Below are 22,734 nucleotides of genomic sequence, written 5' to 3' on the forward strand. Positions count from 1 at the left end.
TTTGTGCTTTGAAAAAATTAGATTTCTTTGCCATAGAACCCATAGAAAAAATTGCACAATTGACTTGCGAAGTGTTTACTTTCATGCCATCATGACGTCATTCTGGTTTTTTTGAGTGATTTTTATGATAAAAAAACTTCTAGGCTTTACTCTTGTTTTGGTCGCATATGATGCTTTTGCTGTAACGGAACTCGATTTATATCAGGCGCCATTAAGCAGCCTGTCTCAATTTTCACTTAAGAAGCCATCTCATGTGAGTGCACGCAAGGCAGCAACTCCAAGTGCAGAAAAAAATACCCTACAGCAAGTCAACCAGACTCAGGAGCGGGCAAAAACTATTATGCGATATCAGCAAATGTATCGCGGAATCCCTGTTGTCGGGGCACAAATTATGATTACTCAAGAAGATGGACAAGTAAGCGGACATTTACTCAACGACATCCAATTGAACATACAACCTGCGCTGACCCCAAATCAAGCCATTGATTTAGCTAAAAAATCTTGGTTCAGTTTTAATTCGCCAAGGCCTACTTATGAAGAGATGAGCGAGTTACAAATTAGAGCAGAGCAACAGAATGAATTGAAACTGGTTTATCAGGTTTCATTTAAAACAACGCAGACTGATAATAAACCGGCATGGCCATTTTTTATTGTTGATGCACAAAGCGGTGAGATCACCAAGCAATGGAATAACATCAAAAATTATAGGGATAGTGGTCCCGGTGGCAATGAAAAAGTTCATGAGTATTGGTATGGAAGAGATGGACTACCTTTTTTAGAGGTAATCCAAAATGGCAGCCAATGCATTATGGATACAGCCAAGGTAAAACTGGTTAATCTAGGTTCGGCTTGGGACTGGGACGATCTTTTGAGCACTCCTTTTCAATATTCCTGCAACAACAATATGGAAGAAAACGTAAATGGTGCCTTTTCGCCAACCAATGATGCCTATTACTTCGGCCAAACCATTGTCGATATGTATCAAGAATGGTATGGGATCAACGCACTGCAAAATACGAATGGGACCCCAATGCAGTTAGTGATGCGCGTTCATTTTGGCCAACATTATGATAATGCTTTTTGGGACGGTCAATTCATGTCTTTTGGCGATGGCGAGGACTTTTATCCTTTGGTTTCTTTGGATGTCGCCGGTCATGAGGTCACACATGGTTTTACTGAACAGCATTCAAATCTTGAATACCACGATCAGTCCGGTGCTCTTAATGAATCTTTGTCCGATATGGCCGGTCAAGCAGCACGTGCTTATCTCTTGGAAAAGTTTCCCCAGTTTTATAATAAACTCTATCTGGAGCCCAATACGGTGACGTGGGGGATTGGCGAGACGATCGTACGCGACTCGTTTGGTAAAGCCTTGCGCTTTATGGATTTCCCTTCTTCAGATGGCAGTTCTGCTGATTGTTTGGATAAAAATTTAGCTCAAAGTCATGGCGCCTATTGTGCCATTAGTTACCCTGAGTTGGTTGCTTACGCAAAATCACGTATTCCCAACCCTCAAGAGCGACAAAATTTTATAGTGCATACAGCGAGTGGGATATTTAATAAAGCATTCTACTTATTGGCGAAGAATATAGGGATCAAAAAGGCGTATCAGATGATGATTATTGCCAACAGCAAATATTGGACTCCAACGACCAACTTTACTAAGGGTGCTTGTGGCGTGCTTTATGCTGCAAAGGATTTGAGTGTGGATCAACCCATGGTTCAATCAGTTTTTGATCAAGTCGGAGTAAGTACCGCAAGTTGTGTGGTTCATTAATCCTATTGCAGAAGGTTGCGCCAAGGCCTAACCTACTGTGCCCTAATGATACAACTGCGTCAAAAGCGGCTTATTTGTGTCTTTACTCGGCGCATAAAGAACCTTTTTTGATCTGCGTGTTATTTGCTGAGCAATGGAATTAGTATATAATACTCAGTTCAATATTTATTTAGGTTGGTAGCCGAATGGTCATCCTTTTTATTACTCTAAGCATTTTGGTATTAAGCCTGATTTGCGTAGCTGTGATGGTTTATAAGCTCATTCGTCAGCCCGCTGAGCCTTTATCTTTAATGCAATATTTGAAATTAAGTGTCAGCGGAGTGATTGCTTTTATTGCAGACACTTTGGGCGTTGGTAGTTTCGCTGTTAATGTTGCTTTGGCTAAGTTTTTGGGCACATTCCGTGATGATGAAATGCCGGCTGTCAATAATGGAGCACAAGTAATCCCGGGAACAATCGAATCCTTGTTTTTTATGGGGTTAATTAATGTGGATTTAACCACTCTCCTAACCTTAGTTATGGGGACCTGTGTTGGTGGCTTGCTGGGTGGATTTGTAGTCAGTCATTTAAGCAAACAAGCAATCCGTTTGTCGATGATATGCTGTTTTGCCTTAATCATTCTGCTTTTGATTTCACACCAATTCCGTTTATTGCCCGTTGGTGGTGAGCTCACGGAGTTGCATTCCTGGAAATTGATCGTAGGCTTTTTAGCAATGGTAGTCTGCGGCGCTTTAACTTCGGTAGGCGTTGGTTTGTTCGTTATGGTGCAAGGTGTCCTCTTTTTAATGAATATTTCACCTGTGGTAGCTTTTCCAATTATGACTACTGCTGGAGCCATGCAACAACCATTAACTACATTGGTATTCTTAAAACATAATAAAATTCCTCTTAAGAAAACCATGATCCTCAGTCTTTCTGGTTGTTTGGGTGTCCTAATTACGATCCCCATTTTTATGGAGTTAACCATAACCTGGTTGCATTACCTTTTACTATTCATCCTGATTTATAATTTCTTTGCTGTGGGACGTACCTATTTACGTTCCAGACCCAGCAAACAGTACGTACAAACTCCAAGTCCTGCTTCCCTTGTTGCAGCAGAATAAGTATCAGTAAAATCATGCTCTCAGTTGGTGAGGGTGTGAAGTATATAGTATGATGAGCTAGTTTTAAGATTAAAGTGACCGTTCAGAGGGTATGCTTGAATCTTGGGGGACGGTTGGATTTGAACGCAGGTATATCGCGAAAATGATCCTGAGGAATCAAGCATACCTCCGTATGTGAGGCTTTCGAAGCGTGATTCTCGCGAAAGATGGCCCACAACAGCCGTTCAGTGAATAGGGCGTGAACACTTAGAGATTAAAAGAACCCGCTATGGATGAACCAGTCAGTAAATCACAGAAAAAAAGAGAAGCCGATTTTTTGCAAAAAATGGGTGTAAAATTTATCGACTTAAGTTTGACCAAACTTGATTTACTTCCCCTACCAGAAAATTTATATAAAGCCATTATCGAGGCAAAATCAATTAAAAGTCATGGTGCCAAAAGAAGACAAGCGCAATTAATTGGAAAATTGATGCGTGCCGCCGATTATGAAGAAATTTTGGCTGCTTATGAGCGGCTGCTTGAGGAAGACAGCGCAGTGACAGCATCTTTTCACGAGGTGGAGTATTGGCGTGATCGCTTAATCAACGAGGGTAAAGAAGCCTTAACCGCGTTTATTGAAGCGCATCAACCTGAAGACGTCCAGCACTTAAGACAACTCATTAAAAAAGCAGTTGATGATCAGCAGAAAGAAAAAAATACAGGCGCTGCCAAAGCACTTTTCCGCTATTTGAGGTCATCCATAGAATGAAATATTCTCTATTTATCAGCTGTCCACGTGGGCTTGAGTATTTATTAGAAGAGGAATTAAAAGCTTTAGGCCTTTCGGTTACCCGGGTTAACCCTCAAGGCGTCTATGGAGAGGCCAATTTATTGACCTTATACACCTTATGTCTTTGGTCAAGAATAGCCAATCGCATCCAATTAATTCTTTTTAGCGGATACGCCGGTAATGAACAATCTCTTCATCAACTGTGTACCGAATTTCATTGGCAGACGGTTTTTTCACAGGATAAAACCATTGCGATTGAATTTCATGGTTCTTCCGAGCATATTCGTAACACTATGTATGGTGCTCAGGTCGTTAAGGATGGAATCGTCGATCATTTCCGACGATTGAATCATTCTCGTCCTTCTGTGGATAAAGAAAAACCACAAATTCTGATTCATGCCTATTTAAAAAATGATGTGGTTACGGTGAGTTTTGATCTTACGGGCTACAGTTTGCATCAAAGAGGATATCGCCATAAAGCAGGCGCGGCGCCTTTAAAGGAAAATGTCGCTGCGGCATTACTGATGCGCGCTAAATGGCCTGAATTGGCTTCTAAAGGCTATGCCTTACATGATCCCTTTTGTGGTGCAGGCACATTAGTTATTGAGGCGGCTATGATGGCGGCACAGATTGCCCCTGGTTTGTTGCGCCAAGATCAATCCTTGCAATATTGGGCACAACATCAATCGTCATTATGGGAAAAGATGCGGGTCGATGCCTTGAAGCAGGTTAAATCGATGCCATTCACTTTATTAGGCACGGATGCGGACCATAAAGTAATTGCTATCGCACGTGCAAATGCCGAACGCGCTGGGGTCGCCCCATTGGTTGAGTTTAAAACTCAAGCATTAAAAGAAGTTAAGGCATCAGCAAAAAAAGGATTAGTGGTATGTAACCCTCCTTATGGAGAGCGTCTCAGTGAGGCGACCCATTTGGTTCCCCTCTATCAGCAGCTCGGCAAAATTTTGCATGAACATTATCAAGGTTGGCAGGCAGCAGTTTTGACTTCTAATCCGATGCTGGCTAAAGCTTTAGGATTACGTGCCAACAAACAATACACCCTCTATAATGGTGCGCTGGAGTGCAAGCTTTATTGTTTGGATATTCATGCTACGAATGAGCTTAAAGGGAGCATGAGCAGTACTTTATCTGAAAGTGCACAAATGCTGTTTAATCGATTGGAAAAAAATTATCGCCATTTACAAAAATGGGCGAAAAAAAATCATATTTCCTGTTACCGAATCTATGATGCCGATTTACCGGAATACGCCTACGCAATTGATGTATATAATGATTATGCTGTGCTCCAGGAATACGCTGCGCCTGCAAGTGTTCCTGCCCATAAAGCAGAGAAACGTAGCCTCGAAGTGATGCAAGTGGTCCCCAAAGTATTAGAATTGGAACCTAATCATTTAGTAGTAAAGCAACGCAAACAACAAAAAGGAAGTGAGCAATACCAAAAGCTAGGGCAAAGTCGACAATCTATGATTGTTACTGAAGGCCAAGCCAAATTAAAAGTCAATTTATATGACTATCTGGATACCGGATTATTTTTAGATCATCGTTTAATGCGCTTAAGTTTCGCCAAATTAAAACCAGGAACTCGGTTTCTCAATTGTTTTTGTTATACCGCCAGTGCCAGTATTCATGCCGCTTTAGCGGGTGCATTGACAACCAATGTCGATCTTTCTAATACTTATTTACGCTGGGCTGAGGACAACTTCAAGCTCAACCATATTGATTTATCGAAACATCAGTTTGTGCAGTTTGATTGCCGGGAATGGTTGAAAGTCGCTCGCGATCGTTTTGATGTCATTTTTTTAGATCCCCCCAGTTTTTCCAATTCCAAACGCATGACGGATACCTTGGACATCCAACGCGATCATGTTGCTTTGGTAAACTCCGCCATGCGGTTATTAAATCCAGATGGTGTCCTATATTTTTCTACTAACTTCCGTCAATTTAAATTGGATCCTTTACTTAAAGAAAAATATTCAGTACAAGACATAAGCGCACAAACGATAGATCAGGACTTTAAACGCAATCAAAAAATTCATTATTGCTTTAAAATAATGATGCCGCAATTTGCCGGGACTTGAACGGATGACTCGTGTACAGGGAGTACGTATGAAAAAACAAAGGAAAAAGAAAAAAAATATCCTAACCCCTGCGAATGTATACCAGCATATGCTGCGTAATGCTTTTTTTGGAATGCTGATGACCGCAGCCGCCCTATTTATAGGGATGTTGGGATATCATCATTGGGAGCTGATGTCCTGGGTTGATTCATTTATGAATGCTTCGATGATTCTTTCGGGTATGGGCCCTGCATCCAATTTGGTCACAATTCCTGGAAAGATTTTTGCCGGATGTTACGCCTTATTCAGTGGTTTGGCTTTTATTGCGATTATGGTGACGATACTTTCCCCTTTGATTCATCAGTTTTTTCGTAAGATTCATTTGGAAAGCAAAACAATCTATTCTGATGACAGTCAAAACTAAAAATATCTTTAATTTTATACGGACTAGGTTGGGCCAAGGCTCCAACCTTCATATTAAAGCGTATCTTTTTCAGAACCGTATATTTGTGCTTTTAACGAGGACATAAGGCCGGCCATAAAAAAGAGTTCGGCAACTAAGTATAAAGGAGCAATAAACGCTTGGCATAAATTATCCATGAAAGCGGGTTTCTTGCCCTCCAAATAATGGCCGTAAAATTGTAAACCCCAACCCACTATAAAAAAAATGACAAATGACCAAACGCCTAATGTTGTGGGGCCGTCTTGGCTAAACCAATTGGCGATTAATAACAGGATGAGCATTATTGGCGTAAGCGCCAAAGATAATTGCCAATTTAAACGAAAATAATAAATTAAAGCAATCACCGTACCGATACAGGCAAGGTTTGTAGCAAAAACCCCCGGCATAATTATTTTTATAAAACCCAACAGGATCATTACCGACAAGATGATGATCGGAACTCCGGCCATGTGCGTGTAGCGTGTCTGAATGTTTTGATGATATGCGGCGTAAAATTGCGCTTGTTCAATAAAGGATTTCATTTTATCAATTTTCTGATGGAAGTCCTTAAAACATAGCACATTATCTTAAAAAATACAGTTCGACTTCTTGGTAAGATGAAGATCTATCTTAGCCGGATAGCGCATCGTCATTTGGAGTTTTTGTACCACAAAAAGGATGATGCTGCGACAAGGCGGGTTACCCAAAACACGGATTACACACAACTCTTTTATTTATCAAAAGAGTATGTTCCTACAATATAAAGAACATTGCCATTCGTTGATGATCCAGGAACATAGGCGGCTTTTAGGGACAGTTTTTTATAAAATACCCCAGCCCATGGCACGGCTCCTGGAAAAGGAATATTGTGTAGAATATCGGGGCGTGCTGTAACTAAAATAGAAAATCCCAAACCTGCTTTAAACTCTTTAGTCAGATTTGCTACTTTCAAATAAGCATATCCTGCAGTTGGTTCTATATTACGGTGAGAGTCAAGGAACGCAAAGGCGTACAGACCATGCCAGTTTCCCTTCTCGTCAAAAAATCCTTTGCCAAATCCGCCTCCCCAAGCAAGCTCGTTGTATTTTTTTTCTCGGATCTGTTCGGCTGAATAGGTAAAGCGGTTATGCCATGCATAACCAGAAAGATAAAAATCGGTATGTCCCTCAGTCCATACCTGATGTAGCCGATGGCAAAAAGGTTTAAATAATGGAAGCCAATATTTACACCCTTTGGGCTCTTCGGTTGTCAAAGCCACTTTATTGCTTTTTTGTTCTTTTTGCGTTACAGATGAAGAAGACATAATGGAGGAATTACTACTGTACGTATTAAAAGAAAACAGGGTGAAAAGACCAATAATGATCATTGGTAAGGTAAAGTTTTTCATTTAATTTAAACCTAAGCGAGATCTATACTACAAATATAAATTTGATCAGGGTTTCCTAGTTTTGATTTGGCAGCATTCTTGCTTATTTATATAGAAATATGAGTTTCAAAATTGTGAGCATATCATGGACTTGTTTCGTAAAAAAGAGATCAATGCTTCATTGGAGGGGGAATCCCAGCTGACTCAATGTCTAACAGCTTTTGATCTCACTCTTTTAGGCATTGGGGCGATTATCGGTGCTGGTATTTTTATTTTGACCGGAATTGTTGCGGCAAGAGATGCTGGACCCGCGGTTATTTTTTCTTATGTACTGGCTGGGTTTGCTTGTATCTTTTCAGCTTTATCCTACGCGGAGCTGGCTGCATCTATAGGTGGGTGTGGCAGTGCTTATGGATATGCTTATGCCGGTTTTGGTGAGTTAATGGCCTGGATTGTGGGTTGGGACTTGTTGTTGGAATATGCCATTTCTGTTTCCGCAGTATCTGTCGGTTGGAGCAGTTATGCAAATGATTTCCTGATGGCGGTGAAAATAAATCTCCCCAAAATATTTTTGCATGGTCCTGCAGATGGGGGGATCTTTAATTTATTAGCTTGCATGATTATTGCGACTTTAACCGCTTTATTAATTTGGGGGGTTAAATCAAGCTCCAGAGTCAATAATATTATGGTCATGATCAAACTTTTTGTGGTTCTTCTGTTTATTGTGATCGCCGCAGGAGAAGTCCACCCGGCCAATTGGTCACCATTTTTACCTTTTGGCTGGGAGGGCGTAATTAAAGGTGCCTCATTAATATTTTTTGCCTATATTGGATTTGACGCGGTATCGACAGCTGCTGAAGAAGCAATCAACCCCCAGCGTGATTTGCCCATAGGAATAATCGGTTCATTATTCATTTGTACCATTTTATATATTATCGTTTCCGGATTACTCACAGGAATTGCGCACTACAGTACACTTAATGTTGCATCTCCGATTAGTCATGCTTTATTAGTTTTAGGTTATAAATCCTTAGCCAGTCTGATCAGTGTTGGTGCTATAGCAGGATTGACTACGGTCATGTTGGTATTATTTTATGGTTTAACACGCGTCATGTTAGCAATGACGCGTGATGGTTTATTACCTAAGTTTTTTTCCAAAACCAATCCATCGACTCATACTCCCATACGAATTATTTTATTGTGTGGTGTTTTAATGGCATCACTGGCTGCCTTTATTCCTATGGATATTTTGGCTGAGCTGGTGAATGTAGGTACGTTATTCGCATTTTTTATAGTCTGTGCCGGGGTATTGTTTTTACGCTATAAAAAGCCAGAAATGCACCGCCCGTTCAAGACTCCCGGGATGCCCTATGTGCCTATTTTAGGGATGGCAACCTGTTTTTATTTAATCATTCATTTGCCCTCAATTACCCTAATCCGTTTTGTGATTTGGATGGTGGTTGGTTTGCTAATTTATTTTTCCTTTAGTTACAGCCATAGCGCTTTGAGAAAAAAATAGGCGAATATTCCGGCTCGTTGCATCAGTTAAGAAATCCCCTCTCCCAGAAGTAGGAAAGAGGCGTAGTCACCAGTTCTTCTCAGATGTGGCTTAATGTCAATGCAGCCGAGATTATTCCTGCTGCAGGAATTGTAATAAGCCAGGAAAAGAAAATTCTTTTGAGAACAGACCAATGGGTGCCAACGATTCCGTTAGTTAAACCTACTCCAGCAATTGCTCCGGTTACGGTATGGGTGGTGGAGACGGGAATTCCACATTGTGTCGCAATAAAAAGCGAAACGGCCGCGCCAGTTTCAGCAGCACAGCCCTTCATGGTATCCAGTTTGGTTATTTGGGTCCCCATAGTCCGTACGATGCGCCATCCTCCTGCTAGTGTTCCAAGACTAATGGCTGCCTGGCATGAAATAACTACCCAACAAGGAACATAAAATGGACCTTGAATCCATGCTGATGAAAACAGCAAGATAGAAATGATGCCCATGGTTTTTTGTCCGTCATTACTCCCATGGGTTAAGCTAAGTAGTGCAGAGGAACACAGCTGAAATCCTTTAAACAGCTTCAGTTCAGTTTTCTGTTTATGACGTAATAATCGATTAAAAAAATAGGTCATAAGCAGCGCAACGCATAATCCAAACGCCGGCGAAATAAAAATTCCTCCGACAACTTTGACAAATCCGGATATTTTTAGCGATGAAAATCCTCCTTTGGCTATTGCAGCACCAGCTAGCCCACCAATGAGTGCATGCGTTGAGCTTGATGGAAGTCCATAATACCAAGTGACAAGATTCCAAAAGATAGCGCCGACCAATGCGGCTAAAATAAAATGTGCATCGACGTAATCAGTATTAATTAGTCCCTCACCGATGGTTTTTGCTACGGTCAGATTAAACACTAAAAAAGCGATGAAATTGAAAAAAGCAGCCCATATTACGGCTTGTTTAGGGGTCAAAACTTTGGTAGTAACAATCGTCGCTATGGAATTTGCTGCATCATGGAAGCCATTGATAAAGTCAAAGGCATAAGCAATTATGATAACAAAAAGTGTGAATAAAATGGCCGAGTCCATATCCCATAGTTCCTTGCGCCATAGCTCTATCTCGTTTAGTTTCTAGAATTTCAACCACTTAATTGCGGATTTTGCTCCGTCTCATCAGACTATTATACATAGTAACTGCTTTTAGTCATTAATTTAGAAACAACACGCATTAACTGTTTCACGAGATAGGGAAGTTCAATACCCCCGGCCTTCAACGCAGTTGCTGCATGTTGTTCTTCATCCTCTTTCATTTGCCTGAGAATCGCATGCGATTTTTTATCGTGCTCGGGTAATTTATCCAAATGCCGTTGAAGATGAGAAGAGACTTGTCGCTCGGTTTCTGCAACAAAACCTAAGCTGATTTTATCTCCGGCTAAGCCCGCAACTGCCCCTAAAATCATCGAGCCGCCATACCAAAAAGGATTTAAGATGCTTGGTTTTGAATCCAATTCCACCAGTCGCTTTTCACACCAGGCCAAGTGATCGGTTTCTTCAGCCGCGGCATCGTTCATTTGCTGTTTTATATGCGTTAGTTGTGCTGTAAGAGCCTGGCCTTGATAAAGTGCCTGAGCGCAAACTTCCCCCGCATGATTGACCCTCATAAGACCGGCAATGTGTTTCTTTTCTTGTATCGAAAGCTTCGTGTCGTTAATTGGTTCTGCGGGTGAGGGGCGAGCACTCATTCTCTGTGCTGGAGGAAATAAAGTACGGAGTGCATTATCCACTTCAGCTATTAATGTATCAAGTGTGTTCATGGGAAGCATGGTTTTTACAAAAATTTTGGACTTTAACCTATCATATCCTGAAGTCTGAGCTTCCTGCCACAATTTTTGGTTGCTCGGTAGGCTTTTCTGAGATACGTTTTCCGAAACTGCTTTTTAACATGTCACTCGAATTAGACTCTCCTAGTGGAACAAATTCATCATCATCTAGACTATTATTGGGACTGGGATCGGTTGTTCCCATATGGGCACTTACATTACTTGTTACAGGAATATCACTATCATCAAAGGTCGTTACACCTAGATCCCTCTCAGGATAAATGGTTTTGCGACCGAGTGAATGTAGGACAACTAAAGACAAGGCTCCTGTCGCTAGAGAGAGAGTTGCTCCAGTAGCCGCGGCAATCGATACGCCTATTAATGAAAATAACTGGGCAAAGGGGTAGGCGAGAGTAGAGAGCATCGATAATGCTCCAGGCCCCATAGCCGGCATAAGGGCTGCGACGATAGGTGGGGCAAATACGGCGAGAGTCGCTATTATTCCGCCAATAAAACATACTGAGGCCAACGCGCTGAGATATCCTAAAGCAGGATGGATTTTATGTGCTGCTTTAAAACTGGCCATCGGCGAGGTAATGGTTCTAAGCAGATAGTTTGCCCCTTTAAACAGCCCTTGTAGTCCGATAGCGGTAAGCAACAGAACACTGCGTATGCCCTGGGTGATTGGATTGGTTGGCGCCCAAGAGAGGAGCTGGTTTTTTAAAAAGGAGCATGTTTCACTGAGCAAATTAAGTGGGAACTCAAGTGCAAGTGACAGTAAATTAGTTAATGGGCTGGTAATAAACTTGAACGTAATAAAATAAGCAATTTTAGAGCCTTTTGCCTGTGATGGCCAACCCATAAAATAGTGCCCAAAATGATAGTTATTACGTTCATATTCATTGACAAGAGGTAAAAAGGTATCCTGCCAGGCCTTTTTCAAAAAGGAGAAAAAGGAGGTTTGAGGGACTATTGGGGCCTCTTGAGCATGCAATTCTTTTGCCGAAGTGGTTACCGGAGCGACTAATTTATCTAAAAGTGCTTCAGGACTTGAATCGAAATCGGGGTCATCCTCAAGTAAATCGGCTAAAGTTTTGATGAGATGTCCCGTATGATAACCACAAGTAATGCCATCAAAAAATGATTGCGTTCCCAAGCCATAGTATGTGGCTGATTGGTCAATTCCGAAATGGCTTAAGCTCACTGTTTGCCCACGTTCTGCAACTGGATTTATAGAATGAAATATAGCCCCAACGATGCTGACAATACTATTGTTTGGCGTAGGAACCGAAAAAAAACGCTCAGGATTGCTGTATTTGGAGTCATAAACTTTAGGCTGTGCTCCATTTGGGGGAAGATGCATGGTGACAATGTGGCGTTCGGTAGCTCCTTGGCCTTCCACTCCAAACAAGATATGTTTTGTAGTGAAATCCTCTTGTGTCTTAAGATATGCAAAAAATGTACTAAGTGATTCAACGGGTATTGAGTCATGTACAATAATCACATTATTACGGTGTTCTAGTGTCAGAGCTAACGGCGAAACATTGGTTTCAATGCCAACTTTAGCTTTTTTATATAAAAACGGATAAGTAATATTACTAAGACGGAAATAGCCAACCATAATAATCTTCTCTTGTGTTACCCATTTAATTATAGATTATTTCGTATTAACGCAACCTTAAATTCTTGCATAATACTCAGCGCTACATCAGATGACTCGGTTTAAAATTCATTGATAAAGTGGTTATTGTTGAATCCAATCTTGTACCGCTGTTATGGTTTCCTGATGCACCTGGAGAAATTGTTGGTAGAGGGTTTGAGGGTAAGTTTGCGGATGGCGTTGGAAATGTCGTTCCAAAGCTTCGCACGCATGACGCATGCGGATGGTGCCACAATAAAGGGCACTGCTTTTTATCTTATGGGTAATTTTATGAATTTCAATGAGATCTTGCTTTTCCCAAGCCTGGGTCGTTTTTATCAAATCTTTGACATTTTCTTCAATGAATAGAGGCATTATTTTTTTGAGTGCCGTTTCTGAGCCAAGATTATTTATGCCGTGTGTCAAATCAAATAATGGATACTCATCAATTGGCAGCATGGATTCCAATTTTGTGGTCGGTAACTCGTTAGTTTGTATCGTGCTGTAACGCGCCAAAAATTCCTCCACCATGTTGCTTCGCAAGGGTTTAGTAATGACTCGATTCATCCCTGCTTGCAGACACTCATTTTCTACATCAGACACCGCATGGGCGGTCAAGCCAATGATCGGGGTTGGGGGTTGATTATTGCTTTGCTCATGCGCACGAAATTGTTTTGCTAGGTGGATCCCCGTCGTATCAGGCAGACCAATATCAGTTAATACCCAATCAAAGGTATGGGATTGAAATAACTCCAGCGCTTTGCTCCCTGTAGATGCAGATAAAAATCGAATACCCAATTGTTGCAACAGATTCTCTAACATTTTTAATGCAATCGCATTATCTTCAATCAGCAATACAAGAGGTGAGTGACCTGCATTTGCTGAAGGATTTTTTTGCATGATGAGGGTGGATGGGGGCGGTTCAGGTTGATTGGCAGGTTTTTCCGCAAGATGTACGGGAATGGTCAGGGTAAACGTAGTTCCTGTATGGACGGTTGAGTCCACACGTATTTTTCCTTTTAGTAATTGAGTATAGCGTTTCACTATATGCAAACCCACACCATGACCTGAGTAAATCCCTTGATCGGTAGGCGTTGCACGATAAAAGCGTTTGAAAATCTTGTTTTTATCTTTAGGCTTAATGCCTGGTCCGGTATCTTTGACAAAAAACTCCAGGAATGTTTTTCCATGACTGTGCGACTTTGGCTTGACACCAATCTCAACAAAACCTTTTTCCGTAAATTTAACCGCATTCCCCAATAGATTTAATAAAATCCGATGAAGCTTTACCTCATCAGTAGCGATCCATTCTGGGGTATTGATATCAATCGACACTATTAAGTTTAAATTTTTCAATGTTATGGTGGGAAACTCGAGATCGGTGATGCTGCGAATCAGATGATGAACATTGCATACCGATTCATGAATTACATTTTCTTGTTGGCTGCCCGCAGCGATAATATCGAGTACTCCGTTAAGCAGTGCTAAGAGATGCTCTCCACTGATATTAATCATGCGTGCATGTTCTTTTTCTTGGGTATTTTGAGCCTCTTGCTCCAGAATGCTCGACATACCAATAATCCCACTTAATGGGGTACGAATATCATGACTCATATGACGAATGAATTCATCTTTAGCTCGGTTCGCTGCTTCTGCCTTGTCTTTAGCCTTCATGAGCTCCGTTTCGATTTTTTTTAGATAAGTGATGTCGATGGTATTGCCAACTATGCCAACAATTTTTCCTGATTTATCTAACAAAGGTCTTTTAGTGGAAAGCAAAATGACTTCTTCGCCAGAGGGTAAAATCGTTTTTTCTTCTCGGGACAATTCAACATTTTTTTCGATTACTTCCAGATCATTCGCTCGAAAAAGATCAGCCGTTTGTTTACTAAATAGCTCATAATCGGTTTTACCAATCACTTCATTTTCATTGCACTCCTTGATAAATTTCATATGGTGGAGGCTTTCAATACAACGTTGATTTATTCCCGACCATACTCCATTTAAATCTTTCCAATAAATGTCGCCAGGCAAGGCATCAAGAAGCTTTTTCAATTGAGTACATTGTGCTTCCAAATGATTGACTTTCTTTTGCAAGGTATTGATTGTTTTTTCTAAATCGGCTACTAAATTCGTCGAGTTGGAGGTTTCTTTTTTTGCCATCTTTTTCCATTATTAATAATAATTTTTAAATTTAGCGTCTATCGGTCACCCAGTTCTAAAAAACACGAATTATCCTGTATTTTTGAGCTGGGTCAATCAAGTTAATTGAAATAGAAGTAACTTGTATTGTTAAGCATAGCATAGATAAATCGTTCCCTAACTTTCTAATTGTTGTTAATTGGGGCGGGGTGCCGTGATTTTGCGCAAATCGATATGGGCGATGGATAGAATTCATATTGATTCAGCTGTGCTTAAAGTTGATGCTCTGTTTTATTTGTATTCTGTTATAATGGGCAAAGTTTAATTTTCGGTGACATTATGTTAACTCCTGATGGACATTGTGCTAATAAAATTGAAAAAGTGATGCTGTTGGCGCTCTGGGCAAATACTTTAAGAGATGAAATTCAGACACAAGGTTCATCTGAAACAAAAAAATTAATCTTTGCCGGTCTTGGAAAACCAACCTATCCCATTAACTCACAGACTGTTGCTTCGTATCTTTCCTATTGGCAACGATTAGATGATTTAACTAAAAAATGGCGATTAGAGCCTCATGAAGTGGATGAAGATATAGCGATTGATTATGGAGATCCTCGCGGAGACTATGCACCACGAAAATTAATGGCTGATATCATGTCGCGTTGGTACGCGACAGAAATTAAAGCAGAAAATGTTTTATTTACGGTGGGTGGAATTGGAGCACTGCGGGTATTATTTGAAACCTTTAATACGCATTTTGAGGATGTGCCAGGATATCGAATTATTACCCCTTTCCCGTATTATAGTGCCTATTCAAACAATCCGTTGCATTGTTTACATCCTATTCATGTGATGGATGAGCCTGGATATAAACTCACAGCGCAAGCAGTGGCGGGGAGTATTCAAGAGGCGTATACCGCCGCAGAAATGGACCATGGCTGGCCCAAAGCTGTATTGATTTGCAATCCATCCAATCCTTTAGGAAATATCATTGATGAGGACGAGTTAATAAAAATTGCTGATGTTTTGCGCGATTATCCTGATTTGTACATCATTTTTGATGAAGCCTATACGGAGATGAGCTTTTTAGAAATGCCCTCTTTTTTAAAAATTGCCCCGGATCTGAAAGAACGGGTAATCATTTTACGGTCAGCAACGAAAGCCCTCTCCGCAGCGGGCGAACGTATGGCAGTTCTTTTAGTATTTGAATCCAGTTTGATGAATGAAATGCTTAATAAAAACATAAGCTATTTCATTCATGCGCCACGCTCAGCACAAGCAGCCTATGCCGAAACGATGGTTCATTTCGGGTCTGAGGAAAAAAAGAGCATTGCGACGTTCTACAAGAAAAAGGTCGATTATGTCGTTGACCGCTTGAAAGCTATGGGCGCTGCCATGCCCGATCCCTTATACCAGGTAGAAGCTACTTTTTATGTTCTTGCTGATTTTAGTGATATGTTCGGTTTGCCTTTACCCAAGGAAGCAGCGCGAGTTCTGCAGAAAACCGGGATGGTCAAAACAGATGAGGAATTGGCTTATTATTTGTTGTTCCAAGATAACCTGATGATTACCCCTTTATCTTATTTTGGCTTGTCAAAACATGACGGGTTTATGCGCATTACGTGCAGTGGTCGAGAAAATGAATTGCTGGATTTAATGAATCGATTGGAGGGAAGGTTATTTGAGTCAAGAAAAAATAAAAAAGAGATGCTTCTCGAAAAAATAAACCAAAGACTTCCAGAGTTAGAAAAAATCGATACTCATATGTTTGATTTGATTTGTGACAAGTTGCAAGCAGGAGCTATGGAAGAAGACACCTGTTTGAATTTAAAAGCAAAGAATCAAGCCCTAAGAAAAATTTATGATACGATAATCGATTTCTTTGAAATCATGAAACAAGAAGTGTATTAATCGAAGCGTTCAAAAGAAGCGGAAACTCTGATTATGGGAGCTCCGCTTATCGCGATCTTAGGATCTGAGTAGGACAATTAATTACTGAGAAATTGATTCAGGGTGCGCGTTAATCGATTAACTAATTCCTCTATTTCTGCTTCGTTAATGATTAATGGGGGTAAAAGTCGTACCACCGTATCAGCAGTAACGTTAAATAATATGCCATTGGCAAGTCCCAGTAAACGAGCGTCAATCGCGGGTCGGTCCAGTTCGATGCCTATCATGTAGCCTTTACCGCGAATCCCTTTCACACTGGGATTTTCCCCAAGATTTTTGATTAATTGTTCCATTAACAGGGCGCTGTTTTTGGCGACCTTATCACAAATTTTATCGCGCTCTATAACTTCCAATACGGTTAACGCGGTAGCACAAGCCAGAGGATTGCCACCAAAAGTCGAGCCATGATTACCTGGTTTAAATAAGTCTTTTGCTCGTTTACTCATCAGACATGCACCGATAGGGACACCGTTACCTAGACCTTTGGCAGTAGTGAGGACATCAGGTTGAATGTCGTAGTGCATGTAGGTAAAAAGCTTTCCTGTACGGCCATTTCCAGTTTGGATTTCATCCAAAATAAGCATCCAGTCGTGTTGATCACAGAGCTTGGCGAGGGCGCGAAGGTAGCTCTCTTCCGCAGCATAAATTCCACCTTCACCTTGAATCGGTTCAAGCATCACCGCAACCACATCCTCTCTATTTGCGGCAATCGTGTGAATGGCATCCAAATCATTAAAAGGCGCGCGAATAAACCCAGGCACTAAGGGCTCAAAACCTGCTTGCACCTTACGGCTCCCAGAAGCAGTTAAAGTGGCCATGGTGCGACCATGAAACGCTCTTTCCATAACAATAATTGAAGGGGTTTCTATGCCTTTTTTATGACCAAAAAGGCGAGTCAATTTAATCGCTGCCTCATTTGCTTCGGCACCGGAGTTAGCAAAAAAAGCTTGCTCCATTCCCGTCATGGTTGTCAGCTTTTCAGCGAGTAATTCTTGTTGTTTGATATGAAACGTATTGGAGGTATGAATGAGTTTAGCTGCTTGTTGCTGTATGGTTTTTGTCACATCAGGATGGGCGTGTCCTAACCCACAAACTGCTATCCCGCTTAAGGCATCAAGATAACTCTTTCCATGTTCGTCATACAACCAAACGCCTTCTCCATGGGTAAAAGTGATTGGCATGGGATTGTAACTTGTAATTAGAGCCATAATATTTTCCTTAAAACTGAAGGATGTCCACTACTCAAAAATGATCTCTCCCATTTAAGAGAGAGATAGTGAGGGTGCCATTATAGCCACAACTTTCTTTGCTTGGGTATAGGTAAAGACCCCCTCAGTAAAAAAGAACGAACTTATTTTAGATTGCCGGCTACAAAATCCCAATTGACTAAAGCCCAGAACGCAGAAACGTAGTCCGGACGCACATTACGATAGTCAATATAATAAGCATGCTCCCAGACATCGCAAGTCAATAATGCGGTTAAACCTTCAGTCATCGGAGTGCCTGCATTACTGGTGCTGATTATTTTTAAAGCGCCCGTATTATCTTGAACAAGCCAGGCCCAGCCAGAACCAAAAGTTGTGATTGCGGTTTGAGTGAATTGCTCTTTAAATTTACTGAAGGATTCAAAATGTTTATTGATCGCTTCAGCTAACTTTCCTTTGGGCTCACCACCACCATTGGGGCTCAGGCAATGCCAATAAAAGGTGTGATTCCAAACTTGTGCGGCATTATTAAATATTCCGCCTTTTGATTTTTTGATGATCTCTTCCAGGTCCATGGATTCAAATTCGGTTCCAGGAATAAGTTTGTTCAAATTGGTCACGTAGGCTTGATGATGTTTGCCGTAATGATACTCTAGGGTTTCACTGGAAATATGGGGTTCTAACGCATTCTTGGCATATGGTAACTCAGGCAATGTAAATGTCATCCTAATCTCCTATTATTTTATTTTGCCGGTAAGTTTAGCAGGAAGGACATGATATTCAATGAAGATCGTCGATAATAACGAAAAAAGCAGTGAGGTGACAGTAACTCCTGGCGTGATGTTATAAAAGAACATGAGCGAGTACCTGATATCAGGATTTCTTTGGTTATTATTAGATCAAATGGGACATTAGTTGGCTTTTTGCCTAGGATCTGTTAATCTATTGTGCTAAAAATTTATTGGTTGCGGGCCCAACAGGTTTTCGCGATAATGAGTGTAATTAATTTTATTATTTAAGGTGTGTGAGTGGAAACTTTAGAAAAAATTAAAAAGCAAATAGCAGAAAATGCCATTCTACTTTATATGAAAGGATCGCCAAAAATGCCACAATGCGGATTTTCTGCGCGTGCGGTACAATGCATTGAGTCATGTGGTGTCGATTTTGCCTATGTCGATGTTCTAGCTAATCCTGACATTCGCCAAACATTACCACAATATTCTGATTGGCCGACTTTCCCACAACTCTATGTGAAGGGAGAGTTAATCGGTGGTTCTGATATTATTGCCGAGCTGTTCCAACAAGGTGAATTAGAAACCATGTTGCGTGATGCAATTGCGGCATAATGAATGAGTGAATACCATAAATAATAACTAAAATGACGGAGATCATAGAATGAGTGTATTAGTGGGACGAAAAGCCCCTGATTTTACCGTAGCGGCTGTTATGCCTAACGGTGAGATTATGGATAAATTTAATTTACACGAGCATTTAAAAGGTAAGTACGGTCTCGTATTTTTTTATCCTCTTGATTTTACTTTTGTATGTCCTTCTGAATTGATTGCTTTAGATCATCGACTCGATGAGTTCAAAAGCCGTAATGTGGAAGTGGTGGCTGTTTCTATTGATTCACACTTTACTCATAACGCATACAGAAATACTCCAATTAATAAGGGAGGCATAGGTCCTGTTCGCTTTACTATGGCTGCTGACATTACCCATAGTATTTGCCAATCTTATGGAGTTGAACATCCTGCTGCAGGTGTGGCATTCCGCGGCGCATTTATTATTGATACGAATGGCGTAGTCCGCTCACAAATCGTTAATGATTTGCCTATCGGTCGTAATATGGATGAAATTATAAGAATCATTGATGCGGTACAGCACTTTGAAGAAAATGGTGAAGTGTGTCCGGCAGGCTGGCAAAAAGGTAAAGCCGGGATGAAGGCATCTACTGAAGGTGTGGCTGCTTATTTGGCAGAGCATTCTGAAAACCTATAATTCGAGTATCAAGAACCTCCTCTTCTCACTCTGAGAGAGGGGGGAATTGAAAAAGCATCAAGAACAACAAGTACCCCATCTGTCCTTATGGACATCTTCTCTTTTTGGGGAGAAGAGCCCTCTTCAAATAAATACCAGGTTGAAAAATTCGACACTTCAAATCGAATCATTTTTTGCTCGATGTCGTTGCAGTCTCTTGCATCATTTTCCACATATTGGCCATATGACAAAATAAATCAGCCGTCTTTTCTGCGTCATAAATGGCTGAGTGTGCTTCTTGAGCATTAAATTGAATTTTTGCTGCCTGAGCAGCTTTGGCTAATACCGTTTGTCCATAAATGAATCCGCCTAAGGTTGCTGTATCAAAGCAAGTAAAGGAGTGGAATGGCGATTTAACACCGGTTCTTTTTATTGCTTCCTTTATAAATAACAAATCAAACCAAGCATTATGGCCAACTAACACAGCGCGTTGGCATTGAGTTTTTTTAAGTGCAGCAAAAATAGGCTGAAATAAATTTTCTAATGCAATTTTCTCATCAACAGCAAAACGCAGGGGTTGATAAGGATCAATTTGATTGAATTCCAGAGATTTTTGATCTAATTCAGCACCTGGAAACGGCAAAATATGCTCGAAGTAACTTTCTCCACGGTGAAAATGACCTTGTTCATCCATACAAATGAATACAATACACATTTCGAGTAATGCATTTTTATAGGGATCGACGCCGGCAGTTTCTACGTCAACGACTACCGGTAAAAATCCACGAAATCGTTCTTTTAGATTAAGGCAAGGCAAACTATCGTACGGGTTCATGTATACTCCATGGTATGGTTTCACCCGCAGCAATTGGGACAACTTGACTTGAGCCGAAAGGCAGATGGTTAGGTATCGTGTGTGGCGATTTAACCAATTCAATAGTCTGCTGATTAGGGGGTAATTGATAGAATTCGGCACCGAAACGACTGAGAAAGTTGTTGAGTTGTTTTAACTGGTTCAGCTCCTCAAACACCTGTGCATACAAAGCAACTGCGAATGGGGCCGAATAAATTCCTGCACAGCCACAAGCAGTTTCCTTCGCACTGACACTGTGTGGGGCACTGTCTGTGCCGGCAAAAAACTTTGGATTACCACTGCATGCGGCCTTCTGTAACGCTTTTTGATCCTGTTCATGTTTCAAAATAGGCAAGCAGTAATAATGCGGTCTGACTCCGCCAACGAGCAATTTATTGCGATTGTATAATAAGTGGTGCGGCGTAATCGTCGCGGCAACAGTTGCTGGGGCTTCAGTCACAAATTCGACAGCAGCTTGGGTCGATATATGCTCAAAAACAATACGTAACCTGGGAAAATTATTCACTATGAGTTTTAAATACTCATCAATGAATAGAGACTCGCGTTCAAAAATATCGCTGTGAGTTACTTCCCCATGAATTTGCAGCACCAAATTGCTATTTTGTAAGGTTTCAAAAAGGGGATAAAGATCTTTAAGAGATTTTGCACCTGCTTCAGAATTAGTGGTTGCTCCGGCTGGATAAAGTTTGGCACCGAGAATATAAGGAATATGAGCTGCTTGCTGCAATTCGTCAGCGCTCACAGAGTCATTGAGATAAAAAGTCATATAAGGTTCAAAATTTGTGCCTTTAGGAATGGCAGTGAGAATTCGATTTCTATAGGCGTCAATGGAAGATAATGTAGTGAGAGCCGGTTTAAGATTCGGCATAATTAACGCACGAGCAAAGTGTTGTGCACTATCTGCCACAGTATGTTGTAGCATCTCATGATCTCTAAGATGGACATGCCAATCATCAGGACGATTAATTATTAATGTTTGCATAGTAAAGATTCCTGCGTTCTTGCCGATAACTAAGGATAACATGAAATGAGTGGCAGGAATGAATAAAAGATGGCATTTGTGGATCACAAAGGACAATTTCTAACATGTGTTGCGTTGAGCGCCATGCTTACAATAAGTACGGCATACCCCATGACACAAGTTCATTTTGCAAATCCCTTAGGGGCAAAGGGATGGCGAGTAAGCCGTAATCCACTTCGATGTGGCCTATCTCTTACTATTCCAAATTATGGGATCGCGTATTTTGAACAATATGCTACAAAATCCCCCCATTTCATTCTACGAACTTGGGATGAAGTCCAGCGATATTTACCCGCTAAACTGATTATAAAATCACCTATGTGGAAACCGGCTGGACCGACCGCTTTAGCAGGGCAATTAACGGTTAAACCGGGCGAATACGGTATTTATCTACGACGGGACTCAACGTTAAAGTTACTGACCTTTTTATTAAAAGGTTATGAACCCAATTTCATTTACCGTGCAGAAACAGGAATGAGCACCACAATTGCCTTATCCCCTATTGGGTTTCAGAAACCTTATTCCCGTTATCAAGAATGTATTGGCAATCTATTGCCGTTTGATTACCAACAAATAAGAGAAAGTGTCTTTCATTATAACGAAGATGATAGAGAGTTAACGGATGCCTATAAAAATCAATTGCGCCGGATTGCCCGATATGTGGATGCAGACCCACAAATCCAACAAATAAGAGTAGTGGGTTATGCTGATGCGAATGGGCGTAAGGGTTATAACAATGCAATATCCGAAGACAGGGCACGGGTCGTTAAAAAGTATCTATTACAGCTTGGTGTTCCTAAAGAAAAGCTCCATGTGACTTGGGTTGGTGAGCTTTATCCTATCGCTAGAAATGATACGGATGCAGGCCGGGCAGCAAACCGAAGAGTTGAGATCACGCTCATCAAAAAATAGATGTGAAAAATTATGTTTAAACCATTTATACGTCATTTAATTAAAATAATGGTTGCAAGTTATAATTTATTCTCTATATTACTATCCTTAGCATTTGACTTTTTGTGCAACCTTTACCGGTCATCGCTACAGCTGATTACAATCAGCATGACGATTTAAA

General features: G+C 40.9%; 20 protein-coding genes. 10 read left to right on the plus strand and 10 right to left on the minus strand.

What is annotated here, in order from left to right; all coding sequences use genetic code 11:
* Nucleotides 1-124 precede the first annotated feature (124 nt).
* The 5 genes from OQJ13_RS09015 (at nt 125) to OQJ13_RS09035 (ending at nt 6,151) form a co-directional block, all read left to right on the plus strand.
* Nucleotides 125-1,777 carry a M4 family metallopeptidase gene (locus tag OQJ13_RS09015; RefSeq protein ID WP_265710531.1) on the plus strand — a complete coding sequence of 551 codons (1,653 nt, stop codon included), beginning with the start codon at nt 125-127 and terminating at the stop codon, nt 1,775-1,777.
* Between the two features lie 185 nt (nt 1,778-1,962).
* Nucleotides 1,963-2,880 carry a sulfite exporter TauE/SafE family protein gene (locus OQJ13_RS09020; protein ID WP_265710532.1) on the plus strand — a complete coding sequence of 306 codons (918 nt, stop codon included), beginning with the start codon at nt 1,963-1,965 and terminating at the stop codon, nt 2,878-2,880.
* A gap of 268 nt (nt 2,881-3,148) precedes the next feature.
* A complete protein-coding gene (gene yjgA / locus OQJ13_RS09025; protein WP_265710533.1) occupies nt 3,149-3,628 on the plus strand; it encodes a ribosome biogenesis factor YjgA in 480 nt (159 codons plus the stop codon).
* On the plus strand, nt 3,625-5,748 hold the full coding sequence (gene rlmKL, locus OQJ13_RS09030; RefSeq protein ID WP_265710534.1) for a bifunctional 23S rRNA (guanine(2069)-N(7))-methyltransferase RlmK/23S rRNA (guanine(2445)-N(2))-methyltransferase RlmL: 2,124 nt from the start codon (nt 3,625-3,627) through the stop codon (nt 5,746-5,748). Before yjgA ends, rlmKL begins: the two co-directional genes overlap by 4 nt.
* A 28-nt stretch (nt 5,749-5,776) precedes the next feature.
* On the plus strand, nt 5,777-6,151 hold the full coding sequence (locus tag OQJ13_RS09035; protein WP_265710535.1) for a hypothetical protein: 375 nt from the start codon (nt 5,777-5,779) through the stop codon (nt 6,149-6,151).
* Nucleotides 6,152-6,204: 53 nt separating this feature from the next.
* Here OQJ13_RS09035 and OQJ13_RS09040 read toward each other — a convergent pair whose 3' ends face one another.
* Both OQJ13_RS09040 and pagP read right to left on the minus strand, forming a co-directional pair.
* Nucleotides 6,205-6,711, minus strand: a complete 507-nt coding sequence (locus OQJ13_RS09040; RefSeq protein ID WP_265710536.1) for a DUF962 domain-containing protein — start codon at nt 6,709-6,711, stop codon at nt 6,205-6,207.
* A 188-nt stretch (nt 6,712-6,899) separates the two neighbouring features.
* Nucleotides 6,900-7,556, minus strand: a complete 657-nt coding sequence (gene pagP, locus OQJ13_RS09045; protein ID WP_265710537.1) for a lipid IV(A) palmitoyltransferase PagP — start codon at nt 7,554-7,556, stop codon at nt 6,900-6,902.
* Between the two features lie 124 nt (nt 7,557-7,680).
* On the opposite strand from pagP, the gene OQJ13_RS09050 reads away from it, so the two are divergent.
* The gene (locus OQJ13_RS09050) at nt 7,681-9,054 is read left to right on the plus strand and encodes an amino acid permease (RefSeq protein WP_265710538.1); all 1,374 of its coding nucleotides are present in this window, start codon (nt 7,681-7,683) and stop codon (nt 9,052-9,054) included.
* A 79-nt stretch (nt 9,055-9,133) separates the two neighbouring features.
* Here OQJ13_RS09050 and OQJ13_RS09055 read toward each other — a convergent pair whose 3' ends face one another.
* The 4 genes from OQJ13_RS09055 to OQJ13_RS09070 all read right to left on the minus strand — a co-directional run bounded on the left by OQJ13_RS09055 (nt 9,134) and on the right by OQJ13_RS09070 (nt 14,653).
* Nucleotides 9,134-10,120 carry an inorganic phosphate transporter gene (locus OQJ13_RS09055; protein WP_265710539.1) on the minus strand — a complete coding sequence of 329 codons (987 nt, stop codon included), beginning with the start codon at nt 10,118-10,120 and terminating at the stop codon, nt 9,134-9,136.
* A 92-nt stretch (nt 10,121-10,212) separates the two neighbouring features.
* Nucleotides 10,213-10,854 carry a 2-polyprenyl-3-methyl-6-methoxy-1,4-benzoquinone monooxygenase gene (gene coq7, locus OQJ13_RS09060; RefSeq protein ID WP_265710540.1) on the minus strand — a complete coding sequence of 214 codons (642 nt, stop codon included), beginning with the start codon at nt 10,852-10,854 and terminating at the stop codon, nt 10,213-10,215.
* Between the two features lie 31 nt (nt 10,855-10,885).
* Nucleotides 10,886-12,472 carry a hypothetical protein gene (locus OQJ13_RS09065; RefSeq protein WP_265710541.1) on the minus strand — a complete coding sequence of 529 codons (1,587 nt, stop codon included), beginning with the start codon at nt 12,470-12,472 and terminating at the stop codon, nt 10,886-10,888.
* Nucleotides 12,473-12,595: 123 nt separating this feature from the next.
* Complete coding sequence (locus tag OQJ13_RS09070; RefSeq protein WP_265710542.1) at nt 12,596-14,653, minus strand: ATP-binding protein; 2,058 nt, start codon at nt 14,651-14,653, stop codon at nt 12,596-12,598.
* Nucleotides 14,654-14,971: 318 nt separating this feature from the next.
* Here OQJ13_RS09070 and OQJ13_RS09075 point away from each other — a divergent pair, with 318 nt between their 5' ends.
* Nucleotides 14,972-16,543, plus strand: a complete 1,572-nt coding sequence (locus tag OQJ13_RS09075) for a pyridoxal phosphate-dependent aminotransferase (protein WP_265710543.1) — start codon at nt 14,972-14,974, stop codon at nt 16,541-16,543.
* Nucleotides 16,544-16,620: 77 nt separating this feature from the next.
* On the opposite strand, the gene OQJ13_RS09080 is transcribed toward OQJ13_RS09075, so the two are convergent.
* Complete coding sequence (locus tag OQJ13_RS09080; protein ID WP_265710544.1) at nt 16,621-17,790, minus strand: aspartate aminotransferase family protein; 1,170 nt, start codon at nt 17,788-17,790, stop codon at nt 16,621-16,623.
* Nucleotides 17,791-17,933: 143 nt separating this feature from the next.
* Nucleotides 17,934-18,512, minus strand: a complete 579-nt coding sequence (gene sodB / locus OQJ13_RS09085) for a superoxide dismutase [Fe] (RefSeq protein ID WP_265710545.1) — start codon at nt 18,510-18,512, stop codon at nt 17,934-17,936.
* A 303-nt stretch (nt 18,513-18,815) separates the two neighbouring features.
* Between sodB and grxD the strand changes: the two genes are divergently transcribed.
* Nucleotides 18,816-19,133 (plus strand): Grx4 family monothiol glutaredoxin, encoded by a 318-nt coding sequence (grxD, locus tag OQJ13_RS09090; protein ID WP_416209906.1) that lies wholly within the window; start codon nt 18,816-18,818, stop codon nt 19,131-19,133.
* Nucleotides 19,134-19,182: 49 nt separating this feature from the next.
* On the plus strand, nt 19,183-19,788 hold the full coding sequence (locus tag OQJ13_RS09095) for a peroxiredoxin (RefSeq protein WP_265710546.1): 606 nt from the start codon (nt 19,183-19,185) through the stop codon (nt 19,786-19,788).
* 166 nt (nt 19,789-19,954) lie between these two features.
* Here the strand turns inward: OQJ13_RS09095 and rnt are convergent, their stop codons facing one another.
* Both rnt and pyrC read right to left on the minus strand, forming a co-directional pair.
* Nucleotides 19,955-20,602 (minus strand): ribonuclease T, encoded by a 648-nt coding sequence (gene rnt / locus OQJ13_RS09100; protein WP_265710547.1) that lies wholly within the window; start codon nt 20,600-20,602, stop codon nt 19,955-19,957.
* Complete coding sequence (pyrC, locus tag OQJ13_RS09105) at nt 20,586-21,623, minus strand: dihydroorotase (protein WP_265710548.1); 1,038 nt, start codon at nt 21,621-21,623, stop codon at nt 20,586-20,588. Before pyrC ends, rnt begins: the two co-directional genes overlap by 17 nt.
* A gap of 69 nt (nt 21,624-21,692) precedes the next feature.
* Between pyrC and OQJ13_RS09110 the strand changes: the two genes are divergently transcribed.
* The gene (locus tag OQJ13_RS09110; protein WP_265710549.1) at nt 21,693-22,574 is read left to right on the plus strand and encodes a flagellar protein MotY; all 882 of its coding nucleotides are present in this window, start codon (nt 21,693-21,695) and stop codon (nt 22,572-22,574) included.
* Nucleotides 22,575-22,734: the final 160 nt, after the last annotated feature.

This window comes from Legionella sp. PATHC035 (assembly GCF_026191115.1).
Classification (GTDB): Bacteria; Pseudomonadota; Gammaproteobacteria; order Legionellales; family Legionellaceae; genus Legionella.